Here is a 14,981-nt window from a genome sequence, read left to right on the forward strand (position 1 = left end):
GTCACTCGGCGAGCGCGAAGCCCGTCGTCCAGGAGGTCTTCTCCCCCGCCGCGAGCGTGAGCTGCAGGAAGCCGAGGGCCTCGAGCTCGTGCGCGCGCTTCAGCGAGCCGGCGTCGACGACGCGGACCCCGGACACGGCGCCCGCGAGGGCGGCCTTCGCGTCCGCGTCGTCGCCTGCGACGAGGACCGTCGTCGGGAGCGGCCCGACCTGGCCCGTCGCGAGCGTCGCCGCGAAGTTCGTGTTGAACGCCTTGAGGACGCGCGCGCCCGGGACGCGCTCCTGGATCTGCGCCGCGGCCGACGAGCCGGCGGGCACGACGAGGGAGTCGAACGTCGCGAAGTCGAGCGGGTTGGTGATGTCGACGAGGACCTTGCCGTCGAGGCGGCCCGCGTAGGCGCCGAGGACGTCGTCGAGCGCCCCGTACGGGAGCGCGAGGACGACGACGTCGCCCGTGATCTCGTCGCCGACCGTGCCCGCCGTGACGCGCGGGTCGACCTCGGTGGCCTCGCGGGTCAGGACCTGCACCTGGCTGCCCGCGGCGAGCGCGAGACCGGCGATGGCCGAGCCCATGTTCCCGGCGCCGATGATGGTGATGCTGCTCATGGTGGCTTCCCTTCCTCCGCCGGCCCGACGGTCGGCTATTAGTTGTTGCTACAACTAACACCGTACGCCGCTAAACTTGTACCGTCAACTATGTGGATCGCCGGACCGGAGGAGGAGTGATGGCGACGGAACCCCGCTGGCTCGACGACCAGCAGCTCGACGCGTGGAAGCGGCTCGTGGCGGTCGTGGAGCTGCTGCCGGGCGTCCTCGACTCCCAGCTCCGGCGCGACGCCGACCTCAGCCACTTCGAGTACTACGTGCTGGCCATGCTCTCGGAGGCTCCGCGGCGCACGCTGCGCATGACCGACCTCGCAGGCGCCACGAACGCCACGCTCCCCCGGCTGTCGCACGTCGTCGCGCGCCTCGAGAAGCGCGGCCTCGTCGAGCGCGTGCCGTGCCCCGAGGACCGCCGCGCGACGAACGCGCACCTCACCGACGCCGGCTGGGAGAAGGTCGTCGCGACGGCGCCCGGGCACGTCGCGACGGTGCGCGACCACGTGATCGACGCGCTCACCGACGAGCAGGTCGAGCAGCTCGACGCCATCGCGGGCGCCATCCTCGAGCGCGTCGACCCCGACGACCGCATGGGCTTCCTGCGGCGCTGAGCCGCGCGCCCGGACGCGGGTCCCCGGCGGTCAGCGGGTCCGCACGGGCCCCGCGAGGACGAGCCTCCCGCCCGGCGCGAGCGCGCCGAGCGCCGCGAGCGGGTCGTCCACCGCGAGCTCGACCCGCCCGGGCAGGGCGGCGAGCACGTCGTCCCACTCCGGGGCGGCGTCGTCCACCTCGACGCTGTGCCCGTTCACGAGGTCGAACGACACGTACCGGGCGGTGCCGCCCGGGCCGCCGAGCGCGAACGCGGTGACGCGGCGCACGTCCGCCCAGGGCGCGAGGACGCCGCCCTGACCGTCGTCGACCTCGACGCCGCGCGCGGACACCGCGACCCGCATGCGGTCGGCCGTCACCCGGCGACCTCCGCCGCCTCGAGCCACGCCGCCTCGAGCTCGTCCTTCTCCGCCGCGAGCGTGCGCAGCTCGGCGTCGAGCTCCGCGACCGCCGCGAAGTCGGTCGCGTTCGCCGCGATCTTCTCGTGCAGCCGGCCCTCGACCTCTGCGATCTTGCTCAGGCGCCGCTCGATGCGGTTGATCTCCTTCTTCGCCGCCCGCACCTCGGCCGCGCTCGGGCCCGGGGCCTCCGCGGCCGACCCCGCGTCCGGCGTCCCGTCGGCGCCGCCCGTGGGCGCGAACCCGGTCGACGCCGCGCCCGTGCCGCCCGCGAGCGCCGCGCGCCGCAGCTCGAGGTACTGCTCGACGCCGCCCGGCAGGTCGCGCACCTGGCCGTCGCCGAGCAGCGCGACCTGGCGGTCCGCGACGCGCTCCAGCAGGTAGCGGTCGTGCGAGACGACGATGAGCGTGCCGGGCCAGCCGTCGAGCAGGTCCTCGAGCGCGGCGAGCGTGTCGGTGTCGAGGTCGTTCGTCGGCTCGTCGAGCAGGAGCACGTTGGGCTCGGCGACGAGCAGGCGCAGGAGCTGCAGGCGCCGCCGCTCGCCGCCCGAGAGGTCGCGCACGAGCGTCTGCGACCGCTCGCGCGTGAAGCCGAGCCGCTCGACGAGCTGGGACGCGGAGAGCTCCTTGCCGTCGACGACGACCGAGCGCTTCTCGTCCTCGATCACCTGGATCACGCGCGCGCCGGCGATGTCGTCGAGCTCGCCGACGTCCTGCGACAGCTCCGCGACGTGGACGGTCTTGCCGCGCTTGACCCGCCCGGAGTCGGGCTCGCGCCGCCCGGCGAGGAGCGCGAGGAGCGTCGTCTTGCCGGCACCGTTGACCCCGACGACCCCGTACCGGTCGCCGGGCCCCAGGCGCCACGTGACGTCGTCGAGCAGCACGCGCTCGCCCTGGCCGTCCTGGCGCGGCACCGCGACCGTCACGTCCTCGAGGTCGAGCACGTCCTTGCCGAGGCGCTTCGTCGCGGTGCGCGTGAGCTCGAGCGTGTCGCGCGGCGGCGGGACGTCGGCGATGAGCGCGGCGGCGGCGTCGAGCCGGAACTTGGGCTTGGACGTGCGCGCGGGCGCGCCCCGCCGGAGCCACGCGAGCTCCTTGCGCAGCAGGTTGTCGCGCTTCTCCGCCGCGACGGCCGCGGTGCGCTGGCGCTCGGCGCGCGCGAGCACGTACGCCGCGTACCCGCCCTCGTAGCCCTCGACCTGGCCCGAGCCGTCGCCCCGCACCTCCCACATGCGCGAGCACACGGCGTCGAGGAACCAGCGGTCGTGCGTGACGACCACGAGGGCGCCCTTCGCGCCCGGGCGGGCGAAGCGGTCGCCGAGGTGCGCGGCGAGCCATGCGACGCCCTCGACGTCGAGGTGGTTCGTCGGCTCGTCGAGGAACAGCACGTCGTGGTCGGCGACGAGGAGGGCCGCGAGCGCGACGCGGCGCCGCTGCCCGCCGGACAGCGTGTCCGCCGGGGCGTCGAGGTCGAGGTCGCCCAGCAGCCCCGCGTGGACGGTGCGGACGCTCGCGTCCGACGCCCAGGCGTGGGTCGCGGCGTCGCCGTGCACGAGGTCGCGGATCGTCGCGCCGGTGCCGACGTCGTCGCGCTGGTCGAGCAGGCCCACCCGCAGGCCGCCCACGCGGGTGACGCGGCCGCCGTCGGGCTGCTGCGTGCCCGCGAGGAGGCGCAGGAGCGTGGTCTTGCCGGCACCGTTGGGGCCGACGATGCCGACACGGTCGCCGTCGTCGAGGCCGAGCGAGACGTCGTCGAGCAGGGTGCGGGTGCCGACGGTCAGCGAGATGCCGTCGGCGCCGAGAAGGTGAGCCACTCCTCGAGCCTAGGCGGCACCCCGCGGGTGCGGGAAATGGTCGCCGCCACGGGGCGGATCGGCGACCGTCTCCCGCACCCGCGGGAGAGGGGGTCAGCCCTTGAGGCCGGTGTGCGCGAGGCCCTGGACGAACTGCTTCTGCGCGACGAGGAACACCGCGAGCACGGGCAGCACGGTGAGCGTGGTCGCGGCGAGCTGCACGTTCCACATCGGGCCGCCGTAGGCGTCGACGTACTGCGTGAGCGCCTGCGGGAGCGTGAACCGGTCCTTGCTGGACAGGTACACGATCGGCTCGAGGTACAGGTTCCACGACTTGAGGAACGTGAAGATCGCGACGGCCGAGATCGCCGAGCGCGACAGCGGGAACGCGATCCGCCAGAAGATCCCCCACCGCCCGAGGCCGTCCATGCGCCCCGCCTCCTCGAGCTCGCCGGGGAGCCCGAGGAAGAACTGGCGCATGATGAACGTCGCGAGGACGCTCGGCGCCCCGAGGATCGGGATGACCACGAGCGGCCAGTGCGTGTCGATGAGCCCGAGCGAGTTGACCATCCGGAACAGCGGGACGATCGTCACCTCCGACGGCACGAGCAGCCCGACGAGCACGAGCAGGAACAGCGCGTTCGCCCCGGGGAACCGGATGCGCGCGAACGCGTACCCGGCCATCGAGGCCACGAGGATCGTCCCGACGGTCACGACCACGGCGATGTAGAGGCTGTTCCAGTACTGCTGCGCGAACGGCTGCAGCCGGAACACCTCGCCGTAGGCCGCGAACGACGGGTCCTGGGGCCAGAGCGTCGGCACGGCCCGCAGGATCTCGCTCATCGGCTTGAGGCTCGACGTCGCCATCCACCACGTCGGGAAGACGAAGGGCACGCTGAGCACGACGAGGAGCGCCACGAGCGCCGCACGCCCCCAGCGGCGGCGCGTGCGCGCGCTCCCCGTGCGGCGCCCGTGCCGACCGCCCCGGGCCGCTGCGCCGTCGTCGCCGCCCCTGCCCGACGTCGCGGGCCGGGCCGGGCCGGCGTCCGCGCCCGGGAGCGTGGCCGGGCCGGGCATCACGTCAGACTTCATGGAAGACCCACCTCTTGCGCGTCTGCCACTGCACGAGTGTCAGGACGAGGACGATGACGAACAGCAGGACGGAGATCGCGCTCGCGTAGCCGAAGTCGTTGAACCGGAACGCCTGCTGGTACAGGTAGTAGACGAGCACGGTGGTCGAGCTCCCCGGCCCCCCGCCCGTGAGCACGGCGATCTGCGCGAACACCTCGAGCGAGCCCACGATGGTAAGGATCGAGACCAGCAGGACGGTCGGGCTGATGAGCGGGAGCGTGATGGACCGGAACCGGCGCCACGCGCCGGCGCCGTCGATGCGCGCGGCCTCCTGGATCTCCTCGGGCACCCCCTGCAGGGCCGCGAGGAACAGGATCATGTTGAGGCCCACGTTCTTGAAGACCTGCACGACGATCACCGAGAGCATCGCCGTCGTCTCCCCGCGCAGCCAGTTCGGGCCGTCGACGCCGAGCAGCGACAGGAACCCGTTGATCCCGCCGTCGGCCTGGAGCAGGAAGCTCCACACGATCGTCCACGCCACGAGGGACACGACGACCGGCGAGAAGAAGAACGTGCGGAACGTCGTCGTGCCGGGGAGCCGCTGGTTGAGCAGCACCGCGAGGACGAGCGCGAGCGAGATGTTGAGCACGACGAGCCCGACGGAGAACCACAGGCTCGCGAGGAGCGAGTCCCGCAGCCCGGGGTCGGCGAGCATCCGCTCGTAGTTGTCCGCGCCCGCGAACGTGAACGTGTTCGCGAGGACGTTCCACTCGTGCAGCGAGTACCAGACGACGGCGACCAGCGGCGCGACGACGAACGCGAGCGCGCCGAGCACGGCGGGCGCGACCATGGTGTAGCCCACGGCCGCGTCCCGTCGTGCGAGCGCGGAGGACGCCACGCTCAGTCCCCGAGCAGGGGCTGGATCGCCGCGCACGTGTCGGCGAGGACGCCCTCGACGTCCGCGTCGGCGGTCCACAGCGCGTCGAGCTGGGCCCGCACCGTGTCCTGCAGCTTGGCGAAGTTCTGGTGCGACGGCTTCGTCACGGCACCCTGGATGCCGTCGACGACGACCGCCTGGAGCTGCTCCTCGCTGAGCTTCGGGTTGGCCGCCCCGAGCGTCTCGGCCGTGAGGAGCGACTCGCGCGGCGGCGGGAAGTACGCGGCGAGCGTCTCGGCGTTCTCCGGGTTGGTGAACCACGCGAGGAAGTCGGCCGCGACGTCGGGGTGCTCCCCGGCCGCGAAGACGCCGATGCCGGCCTGGCCGATGACGTTCTGCTGGCCCGCCGGGCCCGCCGGGAGCGGCACGACGTCCCACCCGAACGAGTCGTCGAGCGACGACGCGCGGCTGATCTGCGTGATCGTCATGGCGGAGTCGCCCGCGAAGAAGTCGGCCGTCGTGCCGGGACCGGGCAGCGCCTTGTCGACGAACGTCGCGTCGTGGATCCACGTGAGCGCGTCGACCATCTCGGGGTCGGTGAACGTGCACTGCGTGCCGTCCTCGCTCCAGGGCGTCGCGTCCCAGCCGTCCCAGATCGTCGACAGGTTCTCCCACACCTTGTAGTCGAAGTCGCGGACCACGAGGCCCTGCTTGCCCGACGTCGCGGCGGCCGCCGCCGCGATCTCACGGACCTGGTCGTAGGTCCAGTCGCCCGACGCGACGAGGTCCGCCGGGTTCGGCTGGCCCGCCGCGGCGACCTGGTCGGTGTTGACGAACAGCGCGAACGGCGAGTTGGAGAACGGGTAGGCGTACAGGCCGTCATCCTTCTGCCACAGCGCGAGCGAGGACTCGAGCAGGTCGTCGTACGCGTACCCCTCGGTCTCCTGCAGCTTGGGGGCGACGTCGACGAGCGCGCCGCTCGCCACGAACTCGGGCGCGTAGCTCTCGAGGATCCAGGCCAGGTCCGGCGCGTTGCCGCCGGCGAGCTGCGTCGTGAGCGACGTCGTGTAGTCCTCGAACGGGATCGTCTCGAACGTCACGCCGGACACGAGGTCCGGGTTCTCCGCGACGTACGCGTCGGCGATCTCCTGGAACTGCGCGAGCTGCGTCTCGTCGGCCGTCCAGACGGTCATGCGCAGCTCGACCGGCTCGCTCGGGGTGCTCGGCTCGCCCGCGACGTCGTCGCCGCCGCCGGAGCACGCGGTGAGGACGAGGGCGAGCGCGACGCCGCCGGCGGCGAGAGGTGCGCCGACGAGGCGGCGTCGGGTGCGCGGGGTGAGGGGGTTCATCAGTTCTCCTTCGGACTGAGGGTGGGCGGGGTGCCGGGCGCGGGGAGCCCGGGTCAGTAGGGGTGGGCCTCGGCGGGCCAGCGCAGCTCGACGCCCGCCCGGACGAGCTCGTCCTGGTAGTCGGCGAGGAGGTCGGCCTTCGACTGGACGGCGTGCGGCGTGCGCCCGGTCGCGAGGCAGTGCGCCGCGAGGTGGCCGGCGGCCTCGCCGATGTTCCACTCGACCGGGTGCAGGCGGTAGCAGCCGTTGGTGATGTGCGTCGTGCCGATGTTCTTGTTGGCGGCGAGCAGGTTGGTCACGCGCTGCGGCAGCAGGGCGCCGAGCGGGATCTCGAACGGCGTCGACGCGACGTCGATGTACGTGTCGCCGCCCGTGGAGGGGTGCAGGTCGATCCGGTACATGCCGACGCCGACCGAGTCGTCGTAGCGCGTCGCGCCGCGGTCGCCGCGCACGGCGTACGAGACGTCGTTCTCCGTCACCGTCGTCACGGCGCGCAGGCGGCGGGACTCGCGGTGGTAGGCCGCCTGGGCGAGCCCGTCGGCCGAGCCCATGACGTCGGGCCGCAGGCGCAGGCCCGGGAAGCCGGTCCCGCCGTCGGCGCGGGGCGCCTCGGTCTGCATCCAGTAGAGCATCGAGAGGCTGAGCTGCCGGGCGTCGGCGATCCGGGCCTCCTCCACGTCGCGCGGCACGTCGAGCACGGGCTCGAGGAAGTAGTCGATGCTCGGCCAGTTCACGAGGCACAGGTCGCTCGCGTAGTGACCCGGCGCGAAGAGGTCGCGGGCCGCGATGCGCCGGAACGTCCAGAGGTTGCCGTCGCCGGGGTTCTTCGACTGGTCGGCGTCGACGGCGCGCGGGTCGTCGCCCGGGTTCGGGGTGAACGACCGCACGTCCATCGCGAGCGTGCGCGGGTTGGGCGCCTCCCACGACAGCATCCGCCGCCCGTTCCACGGTCCGGGGGTGTACGTGCTCCAGAAGTCGTAGCGCTCGGGACGGTCGATCGTGTGGTCGCCGTCCACGTGCTCGACGGCGAAGCACACGCTGAGGGCCTGCACGTTGTCCGGCTGCGCCTCGTCCGGCGCGCTCGGCTCCCCGGTCTCGCGGTTCGACTCGAACCCGGTGACGTACTCGGTGCCCGTCAGCGGCAGGAGCTCGCCCGTCTCCGTCGCGTCGACGACGAACGCGGCGTGGACCGTCACGGCCGCGCCCGCGCCGTCGGCGGTGACCGGGGTGAGCGTCACGGAGGTGACGCGGTCGCCGTCGGTGGTGGCCGCCGTCGGGCGCACGCGCTCGAGCAGGCGGACGCGGCCCGCGGACCGCCACGGGGCGAGCATCTCCTCGAGCACGCCCACCGCGACGCGCGGCTCGTGGCACAGCTTGGAGACCCAGCCCGCCCCGGGGTTGAGGGCGTCCCACGTGCGCGCGGCGTCGGTGAGCGGGTAGGAGCGGCGGTAGACGTCGCGGATGCCGTCGCGCAGCGCGCGGTAGCGCGCGGTCACGCCGAACCGCTCGACCCACGGGCTCTCGTCCGGCGGTACCGCCTGGGACGTGAGCTGCCCGCCGATCCACGGGTGCTCCTCGGTGAGGACGACGCGGGCGCCGCGCTCCACCGCCGCGAGCGCGGCGGCCACGCCGCCGAGCCCGCCGCCGACGACGAGGACGTCTGCCTGGAGGTCTGCATGGGTCACGCTGGGGTTTCCGTTTCTCTGGTGCTCGGTGGTGCGGTCTGAGGTCGGTCAGGCGGGCGCGGCGACGCCCGACGGCGCGGCGACGGTCTCGCCGTCGACGTCCACGCACTCGAGGAGCTGGTGGAGCTCCTCCTCCGGGACGGCGACGGCGCGCGACGCGCGGCGGTCCGAGCGGCCCGAGCCGGACTCGGCCGCGACGAGGCGGGACAGCAGCACGAGGGCGCGCGCGCCCATCTCCTCGCGCGGGATGGAGAAGCCCGACCAGCGGCGCCCGCCCGGGCGCCCGTGGTGCGGCTGGCCGAGCAGGAGCACCGAGACGTCCGCCGGCACGCGCACGCCCCGGTCCTCGAGCTCGTCGACGAGCTCCTCCGGGGAGTTCTCGGGCGCCACGACGACGGCGGTGAGCCGCTGGTCCACGATCTCGGTCGCCGTCGCGGGGACGTCGTCCAGCTCGACGAACCGCACGGTCAGGCCGTGCGCCTTCATCGTCGCGCGGTAGGCGTCGACGCGGTCGAGCGTGGGCTGGTCCGTGCCGCGGGGCCCGACGTACCCGATGCGCTCGTGCCCGAGCTCGACGAGCCGCTCGACCTGGCGCGCGGTCGCCGCGACGTAGTCGGCACCGACGTAGGGCAGGCGTCCGCCGTCGCTGCCGCGCTTGCCGATGAAGACGAAGGGGTAGTTCGTGTCGAGCAGGTGCTGGAGCTCGCCGCGGTCCTCGTGCTGGCCGAGCAGCAGGCAGCCGTCGGCGATCCCGAGGCGCTGCCAGCCGTCGCGCGTGAGGCGGCGGCGCCCGTCGACGACGCGCGCGCTCGTGAAGAGCAGGATGTCGATGCCGAGCTTCTCGGCCGCGTGCTCGATCCCGACGAGGAACGGCCCGTAGAAGTCGCGCCCGGCGCGCGGGAACGTCGCCTCGTAGGTGAAGACGCCGAGGATCTGGTTGCGCCCGCCCGCGAGACGCTGCGCGACGGGGTTCGCCGAGTAGCCCGTGATCCGGATCGCGTCGAGCACGCGCTGCCGCGTCTCCTCGCTGATCCGCACCCCCGCGGGCGTGGAGTCGTTCAGCACGAACGAGACCGTCGCCTGGCTGACGCCCGCCATGGCGGCGACGTCGGCCTGGGTGATGCGGTGCCTCGGCATGGATCCTCCTCGATCACGTCGTCGATGACGTGGAAGGAGTCTCGCCAGGCCGGGCCCGGCCGGTCAACGCGATAATACGCATTATTACGCCGGGACCCGCGCGACTCCGCGGGCGGGCGGCCGCCCGGTGATCCGCATAATGCCGTGCGCCACGGGCTGAGGCCGGCGCTGCGGCCGGGCGGGCGGGGCGCGGGGACGCACGACGGGCCCGGGGCCGCACCGTGGTGCGTCCCCGGGCCCGTCGCCCCCGCTCGCGCCGCGCGCTACCCGCAGGTCAGCGCGCCGTACGGCGCGGTCGTCGTCCCCTGCCCGACGCCGTCCGTCCCGACGACCTCGACCGTCGCCTCCCCCGCCGCGACCGTCGCGGCCCGCGTCGCGAACGACTGGTAGGCGCTGCGCCCGGACGCGACGTCGGCCACGGTGCGCTCGCCGAACGGCGTCGCGAGCCGGACCGCCACCGCGCCCTCGCCCGCGTTGCGCGCCGTCACGGCCACGTACGCGCGGCCCGCGAGGCACCGCGTGACGGCCTCGACCTCGACGGCGGGCTCGCCGTCGTCGCACGCCGCCGCCTCGTCCGCGGTCGGCGTCCAACGGAACCAGTCGAACGACGCGACGATCTCCGGCGGCGTCGCCGAGCCGCGCATCGCGAACGGGCCGACGCCGGTCGCCCGGAGCGCGGCGACGTCCACCGTGCGGCCCCACGGCGCGAACTCGACGCCGTCGACCGACACCGACGCCTGCACGGCGGTCCCGTCGCTCGTCAGGCGCAACCAGAAGGTGTCGCCGAGACCCGCGGGCGGGACGACCGAGTCGAAGCCGGTGTTGCGGTCCGTCCCGTCCTGGCGCCAGATGAACTCGACCCGCGGTCCGAGCGACCCGTGCACCAGGTCGAGCTTCGCGTAGTTCGCGTCGTCGCGGTACAGCAGGAGACCGCCCTGCTGGAACCGCTCCGTCGGGGAGACGGAGACGGCCGTCGTGACCTCCCACGGCCCGGCGGGGACGGCCTGGAGCGGCAGCGCGGCGCCGGCGACGCCGGTCGGGTACGCGGGGACGCGCAGGGAGCCGTCGACGAGCTCGTGCCGGGCGGTCCCCGGCCGGACGACGGTCCAGCGCGCCGGGTCGAGCGTCGTGCCGTCGAACTCGTCGGACGCCGCGCCGCTGCACCGCTCGCGCAGCGGGTCGGGATCCTGACCCGGCTCCGGGGGTCGCACGGCGTCGGGGTCGCGCTGCGCCCACGCGATCGTCGCGCCCAGGCGGTCGCCGGACTCGTAGAAGAGGTACGTCTCGTCACCGTCGGTGACGATCTCGGGGGCCGCGACCCGGCCCGTGTCGTCACCCACGCCGCTCGCCCGGTGCAGCTCCCACCGCGGGCCGACCTGCGTCATCGTCGGGTCGAGCGTGCGGGCGAACGTGATGCCCGTGGAGCCGTGGTAGATCACGTACAGCTGGCCCTCCCACTCCCACAGGTTGCCGCCGGACACGTTGGTGCCGGTCGCGGCGTCGGGCACGACGAGCGGGTCCGGCCGCACGACCCAGGTCTTGCCGTCGACCGACTCGGCCACCTTGATGCGGCGGATGTTGTCGGTCCGGTTCTGCATGTACGTCATCGCGAACCGGTAGCCGGACGACGGGTCCGGGTGCTCGACGACGCGCGCGTACGAGGTCTCCGTGGTCCCCGCGCCGCTGTCGGCGTTCGTCACGGCGACCCCCGAGTCGTCGAACGCGAGCCCGTCGGGCGACGTCGCCCAGCGCGTCGTGGAGTTCTCGCCGTGGAAGTACAGGAGCACCTGGTCCGTCGCGTCGTCCCACAGGACGTCGGGCGACGAGACGTGCGAGACGCGCTCGTAGAACGGCAGCCACTCGTCCGCGACGATCGGGTTGTGGGCGTACTCCGTCCACGGGCCCTCGAGCGAGTCGGCGTACATGACCGAGATCCCGCCCGGGGAGTCGTGCGGGGCGTAGTAGAGGTACCACTCCCCCAGCGGGTCGTCGAGGTACGCGCCCGCGTGGAAGACGCTCGGGAAGATGAACTCGTCCGTCGGGTTGTAGATCATCGACTCCTTGTCGGTGACCACGCCGCGGTACTCGAACACGGGCAGGTCGGACGCCGACGGGCCGTCGGTCGTCGCTCCGGTCGTCGCTGGGGCCGTCGTCGTTCCGGTGGTCGCCCCGGTCGTCGTCGGGGCGGTGGCCGCGGACGGCGCGCCCGCGGCCTGGGCCGTGGCCGGGACGAGCGCCCCGGCGGCGAGGACCGCCGTCAGGGTGGCGACCGCCGTCGCCACGGTGCGCGATCTGCGGCGTGGTGCTGCTGCTCGGGTTCTCACAGGGGACCTCCGTCGGTTCCTCGCCGGCGGCGTCGTCGCCGCCGGGCGCCACGTCGGGACGTGGGCTGCTGGCAGTGTCGCCGGACGAGCACGGTGGAGGTCAAAGGGATGATGCGCATTATTAGCGTGCTCACGGTGCCTGGGGCGACGACGCTAGAGTCGTCCCGACCGCACCTGAATGTCGGACATCAGATGTATTGACCGGAGGATCGCCCCGTGCCGCTCTTCGACCTGCCCCTCGCCGAGCTCGAGACCTACGCCCCCGTGCTCGACGAGCCCGCCGACCTCGACGCCTTCTGGGCGAAGACCCTCGCGGAGTCGCGCGAGGCGGGCGGGGACCTGGCCGGGTCGGTGCGGCTGGAGCGCGCGGAGACCGGCCTCGACCTCGTCGTGGTCGACGACGTGACGTTCCCCGGGTTCGCCGGCCAGCCCGTCAAGGCGTGGCTCGTGCGGCCCGCCGAGGCCGCCCGCGCCGCCGCGGCCGGCGACGACGACCCGCTGCCCGCGGTCGTCGAGTTCCTCGGGTACGGCGGCGGTCGCGGCCTGCCCCACGAGCACCTCGCGTGGGCGAACGCCGGGTACGCGCACCTCGTCGTGGACACGCGCGGGCAGGGCAGCCAGTGGGGCAGCGGCGGCGGCACGCCCGACCCGGCCGGGTCGGGACCCGCCGTCCCGGGCGTCCTCACGCGCGGCATCGAGGACCCGCACGACCACTACTACCGTCGCGTCTTCACCGACGGCGTGCGCGCCGTCGACGCCGTCCGCTCCCTGCCCGGCATCGACCCCGAGCGTGTCGCGGTGCACGGCGTGAGCCAGGGCGGCGGCATCGCCATCGCCGTCGCGGGCCTCGCCGACGGGCTCGTCGCGGCCCTCCCGGACGTCCCGTTCCTGTGCCACTACCGCCGCGCCGTCGAGATCACGGACCGGGACCCGTACCGCGAGCTGACGCGCTACCTCGCCGTCCACCGCGACGCGGAGGAGACCGTGTTCCGCACGCTGTCCTACCTCGACGGCGCGGTCCTCGGGCGCCGCGCCACCGCGCCGGCGCTGTTCTCCGTCGCGCTCATGGACCAGGTCTGCCCGCCGTCCACCGTCTACGCGGCGTACAACGGCTGGGGCGCGGCCGCCGGGGCGGCACCCGCGGCCGAGCGCGCGATCGACGTCTACCGCTACAACGAGCACGAGGGCGGCCAGGGCTACCGCTTCCCCCGCCAGCTCGCCTGGCTGCGCGACCGCTAGACCGCCGGGAGGTCAGTGCGCGACGACGCGCGCGCCCGCCGCGGGGGCCGTCGTGCACCACACGGTGTCGCACGCGTCGTTCGCGGTCCACGAGGCGGCGATCGCGAGCGCGTGCTGGCGGCTGCGCGCGAGCGCGGCGACGGTCGGGCCGGAGCCGGACACGATCGCGCCCAGGGCGCCGGCCTCGGTCGCGACGTCGATCGTCCGCCGGAGCTCGGGCCGCAGCGCGAGCGCCGGGCCCTGGAGGTCGTTGCGCAGCACCTGCCCGAGCCCGACGGCGTCGCCCGCGCGCAGGGCCTGCATGAGCGCGGTGTCCTCCGCGAGGTCGAGCTCGGCCGGCCCGCCCACGGTCTCGTCGAACGTGCGGTAGACCTGGGCGGTCGACAGGCCCTCGGCCTGGACCGCGAACACCCAGTGGAACTCCCCGCGCGTCATCGCGGGCGTGAGCACGTCGCCGCGCCCCGTGCCGACGGCGGTGTGCCCGACGAGGCCGAACGCGACGTCGGCCCCGAGCCCCGCGGCGAGGCGGACGAGCTCGGCCCGCGGCACGCCCGCGTCCCAGAGCGCGTCGCACGCGACGAGCGCGGCGGCGGCGTCGGCCGACCCGCCGGCCATGCCGCCCGCGACCGGGACCTCCTTGTGGATCTCCAGCCGGACGTCGGGGTCGAGCCCCACGTGCTCCGCGAGCGCGACGGCGGCGCGCCACGCGAGGTTCGTCTCGTCGGTCGGCACGGCGTCCGCCTGGAGGCCCGAGACGCTGAGCGACACCCCGGAGCCGGGCGGCACCTGGTGCGCGACGACGTCCTCGCTGAGCCCGACGGCCTGGAAGATCGTCACGAGCGGGTGGTAGCCGTCGTCCTGCACCGCACCGACGCGCAGCGAGAGGTTGACCTTGCCGGGCGCGCGCACGCGGACGGACGGGGGCGGCGCGAGGGAGATGCTCGGCGGGCGCGGGGGTGTCACGCGTCCACTGTGCCAGGTCGGCCGGTGGGCCGCCCCGCGGCCGGGCCGGCGCCGCGCGCCGGTCGGTCGGCGAGGCCGACGCGGCGGACGAGCTGCTCGGCGACGCGCGCGAAGGCCGCGACGTCGAGCACCTCGCCGCGCGCCTGCGGGTCGACGTCCGCGGCCTCCAGCACCTCGGCCGCGACGCTCGCCGAGCCGGCGAGGCCGGACAGGGCCGAGCGCAGCATCTTGCGGCGCTGCGCGAACGCGGCGTCCACGACGGCGAAGACCTGCTCCCGGGTCGCCGCGGTGGCAGGCGGCTCGCGACGGTCGAGCGCGACGAGGGCCGAGTCGACGTTGGGGACGGGCCAGAACACGTTGCGCCCGATCGTGCCCGCGCGTCGCGCGTCGGCGTACCAGGCGGCCTTCACCGACGGCACGCCGTACGTGCGCGACCCCGGGGGCGCGGCGAGCCGGTCCGCGACCTCGGCCTGCACCATGACGAGCACGCGCTCGAGCGAGTCGAAGCGCTCGAGGAACGTGAGCAGCACCGGCACCGCGACGTTGTACGGGAGGTTGGCGACGAGCGCCGTCGGGGCCTCGCCGGGCAGCGTCGTCACCTCGAGCGCGTCCGCGCCCACGACCTCGAGCCGCTCGCCGACGTCGGGCACGTGCGCCGCGACCGTGTCGGGGAGCTGGCGCGCGAGGACGGGGTCGATCTCGACCGCGACGACGCTCGCGCCCGCCTCGAGCAGCCCGAGGGTCAGCGAGCCGAGCCCGGGCCCGACCTCGACGACGCGCTCGCCCGGGCGGACGTCCGCCGCACGCACGATCTTGCGGACGGTGCCGCCGTCGTGCACGAAGTTCTGGCCGAGGGTCTTCGTGGGGCGGACGCCGAGACGCCCCGCCAGGTCACGGATCTCGGCCGGACCCAGCAGGGCGCCTCGGGTATCGCTCAT

At 74.3% G+C, this 14,981-nt stretch carries 13 protein-coding genes; 2 read left to right on the forward strand and 11 right to left on the reverse strand.

Annotated elements, in window-relative coordinates; all coding sequences use genetic code 11:
* Position 1: 1 nt before the first annotated feature.
* Complete coding sequence (locus ABIE39_RS12845; protein WP_209829478.1) at positions 2 to 604, reverse strand: NADPH-dependent F420 reductase; 603 nt, start codon at positions 602 to 604, stop codon at positions 2 to 4.
* A gap of 119 nt (positions 605 to 723) precedes the next feature.
* On the opposite strand from ABIE39_RS12845, the gene ABIE39_RS12850 reads away from it, so the two are divergent.
* A complete protein-coding gene (locus ABIE39_RS12850) occupies positions 724 to 1,209 on the forward strand; it encodes a MarR family transcriptional regulator (RefSeq protein ID WP_175008932.1) in 486 nt (161 codons plus the stop codon).
* A 30-nt stretch (positions 1,210 to 1,239) separates the two neighbouring features.
* Here ABIE39_RS12850 and ABIE39_RS12855 read toward each other — a convergent pair whose 3' ends face one another.
* The 8 genes from ABIE39_RS12855 to ABIE39_RS12890 form a co-directional block, all read right to left on the reverse strand.
* On the reverse strand, positions 1,240 to 1,566 hold the full coding sequence (locus ABIE39_RS12855; protein ID WP_074808004.1) for a hypothetical protein: 327 nt from the start codon (positions 1,564 to 1,566) through the stop codon (positions 1,240 to 1,242).
* A complete protein-coding gene (locus ABIE39_RS12860; RefSeq protein ID WP_354052040.1) occupies positions 1,563 to 3,419 on the reverse strand; it encodes an ABC-F family ATP-binding cassette domain-containing protein in 1,857 nt (618 codons plus the stop codon). The genes ABIE39_RS12855 and ABIE39_RS12860 overlap by 4 nt, the downstream gene beginning before the upstream one ends.
* A 93-nt stretch (positions 3,420 to 3,512) precedes the next feature.
* Positions 3,513 to 4,490, reverse strand: a complete 978-nt coding sequence (locus ABIE39_RS12865) for a carbohydrate ABC transporter permease (protein WP_354052042.1) — start codon at positions 4,488 to 4,490, stop codon at positions 3,513 to 3,515.
* Positions 4,480 to 5,367: a carbohydrate ABC transporter permease gene (locus ABIE39_RS12870; RefSeq protein WP_255437202.1), complete on the reverse strand. Its 888-nt coding sequence runs from the start codon at positions 5,365 to 5,367 to the stop codon at positions 4,480 to 4,482. Before ABIE39_RS12870 ends, ABIE39_RS12865 begins: the two co-directional genes overlap by 11 nt.
* Before the next feature lie 2 nt (positions 5,368 to 5,369).
* Positions 5,370 to 6,695, reverse strand: coding sequence for an ABC transporter substrate-binding protein (locus ABIE39_RS12875; protein ID WP_354052044.1), 1,326 nt, complete (start codon positions 6,693 to 6,695; stop codon positions 5,370 to 5,372).
* Between the two features lie 53 nt (positions 6,696 to 6,748).
* A complete protein-coding gene (locus tag ABIE39_RS12880; RefSeq protein WP_354052046.1) occupies positions 6,749 to 8,380 on the reverse strand; it encodes an FAD-dependent oxidoreductase in 1,632 nt (543 codons plus the stop codon).
* A 48-nt stretch (positions 8,381 to 8,428) separates the two neighbouring features.
* On the reverse strand, positions 8,429 to 9,517 hold the full coding sequence (locus ABIE39_RS12885) for a LacI family DNA-binding transcriptional regulator (protein ID WP_074808016.1): 1,089 nt from the start codon (positions 9,515 to 9,517) through the stop codon (positions 8,429 to 8,431).
* Positions 9,518 to 9,780: 263 nt separating this feature from the next.
* Positions 9,781 to 11,799: a beta-xylosidase family glycoside hydrolase gene (locus ABIE39_RS12890; RefSeq protein WP_354052048.1), complete on the reverse strand. Its 2,019-nt coding sequence runs from the start codon at positions 11,797 to 11,799 to the stop codon at positions 9,781 to 9,783.
* A gap of 258 nt (positions 11,800 to 12,057) precedes the next feature.
* Here ABIE39_RS12890 and ABIE39_RS12895 point away from each other — a divergent pair, with 258 nt between their 5' ends.
* Positions 12,058 to 13,080 (forward strand): acetylxylan esterase, encoded by a 1,023-nt coding sequence (locus ABIE39_RS12895; RefSeq protein WP_175008936.1) that lies wholly within the window; start codon positions 12,058 to 12,060, stop codon positions 13,078 to 13,080.
* A gap of 12 nt (positions 13,081 to 13,092) precedes the next feature.
* On the opposite strand, the gene ABIE39_RS12900 is transcribed toward ABIE39_RS12895, so the two are convergent.
* Both ABIE39_RS12900 and rsmA read right to left on the reverse strand, forming a co-directional pair.
* The gene (locus tag ABIE39_RS12900) at positions 13,093 to 14,043 is read right to left on the reverse strand and encodes a 4-(cytidine 5'-diphospho)-2-C-methyl-D-erythritol kinase (RefSeq protein WP_083385171.1); all 951 of its coding nucleotides are present in this window, start codon (positions 14,041 to 14,043) and stop codon (positions 13,093 to 13,095) included.
* Entirely contained in the window at positions 14,040 to 14,981 is a 942-nt protein-coding gene (gene rsmA / locus ABIE39_RS12905; RefSeq protein ID WP_175008937.1) for a 16S rRNA (adenine(1518)-N(6)/adenine(1519)-N(6))-dimethyltransferase RsmA, read from the reverse strand. The genes ABIE39_RS12900 and rsmA overlap by 4 nt, the downstream gene beginning before the upstream one ends.

Origin of the sequence: Cellulosimicrobium sp. 4261, from assembly GCF_040546915.1 — a bacterium.
GTDB lineage: Bacteria > Actinomycetota > Actinomycetes > Actinomycetales > Cellulomonadaceae > Cellulosimicrobium > Cellulosimicrobium cinnabarinum.

Coding starts and splice junctions, on each gene's coding strand:
- ABIE39_RS12865 (WP_354052042.1), bottom strand. CDS start 4,490: ATGAAGTCTGACGTGATGCCCGGCCCGGCCACGCTCCCGGGCGCGGAC.
- ABIE39_RS12850 (WP_175008932.1), top strand. CDS start 724: ATGGCGACGGAACCCCGCTGGCTCGACGACCAGCAGCTCGACGCGTGG.
- ABIE39_RS12845 (WP_209829478.1), bottom strand. CDS start 604: ATGAGCAGCATCACCATCATCGGCGCCGGGAACATGGGCTCGGCCATC.
- ABIE39_RS12875 (WP_354052044.1), bottom strand. CDS start 6,695: ATGAACCCCCTCACCCCGCGCACCCGACGCCGCCTCGTCGGCGCACCT.
- rsmA (WP_175008937.1), bottom strand. CDS start 14,981: ATGAGCGATACCCGAGGCGCCCTGCTGGGTCCGGCCGAGATCCGTGAC.
- ABIE39_RS12885 (WP_074808016.1), bottom strand. CDS start 9,517: ATGCCGAGGCACCGCATCACCCAGGCCGACGTCGCCGCCATGGCGGGC.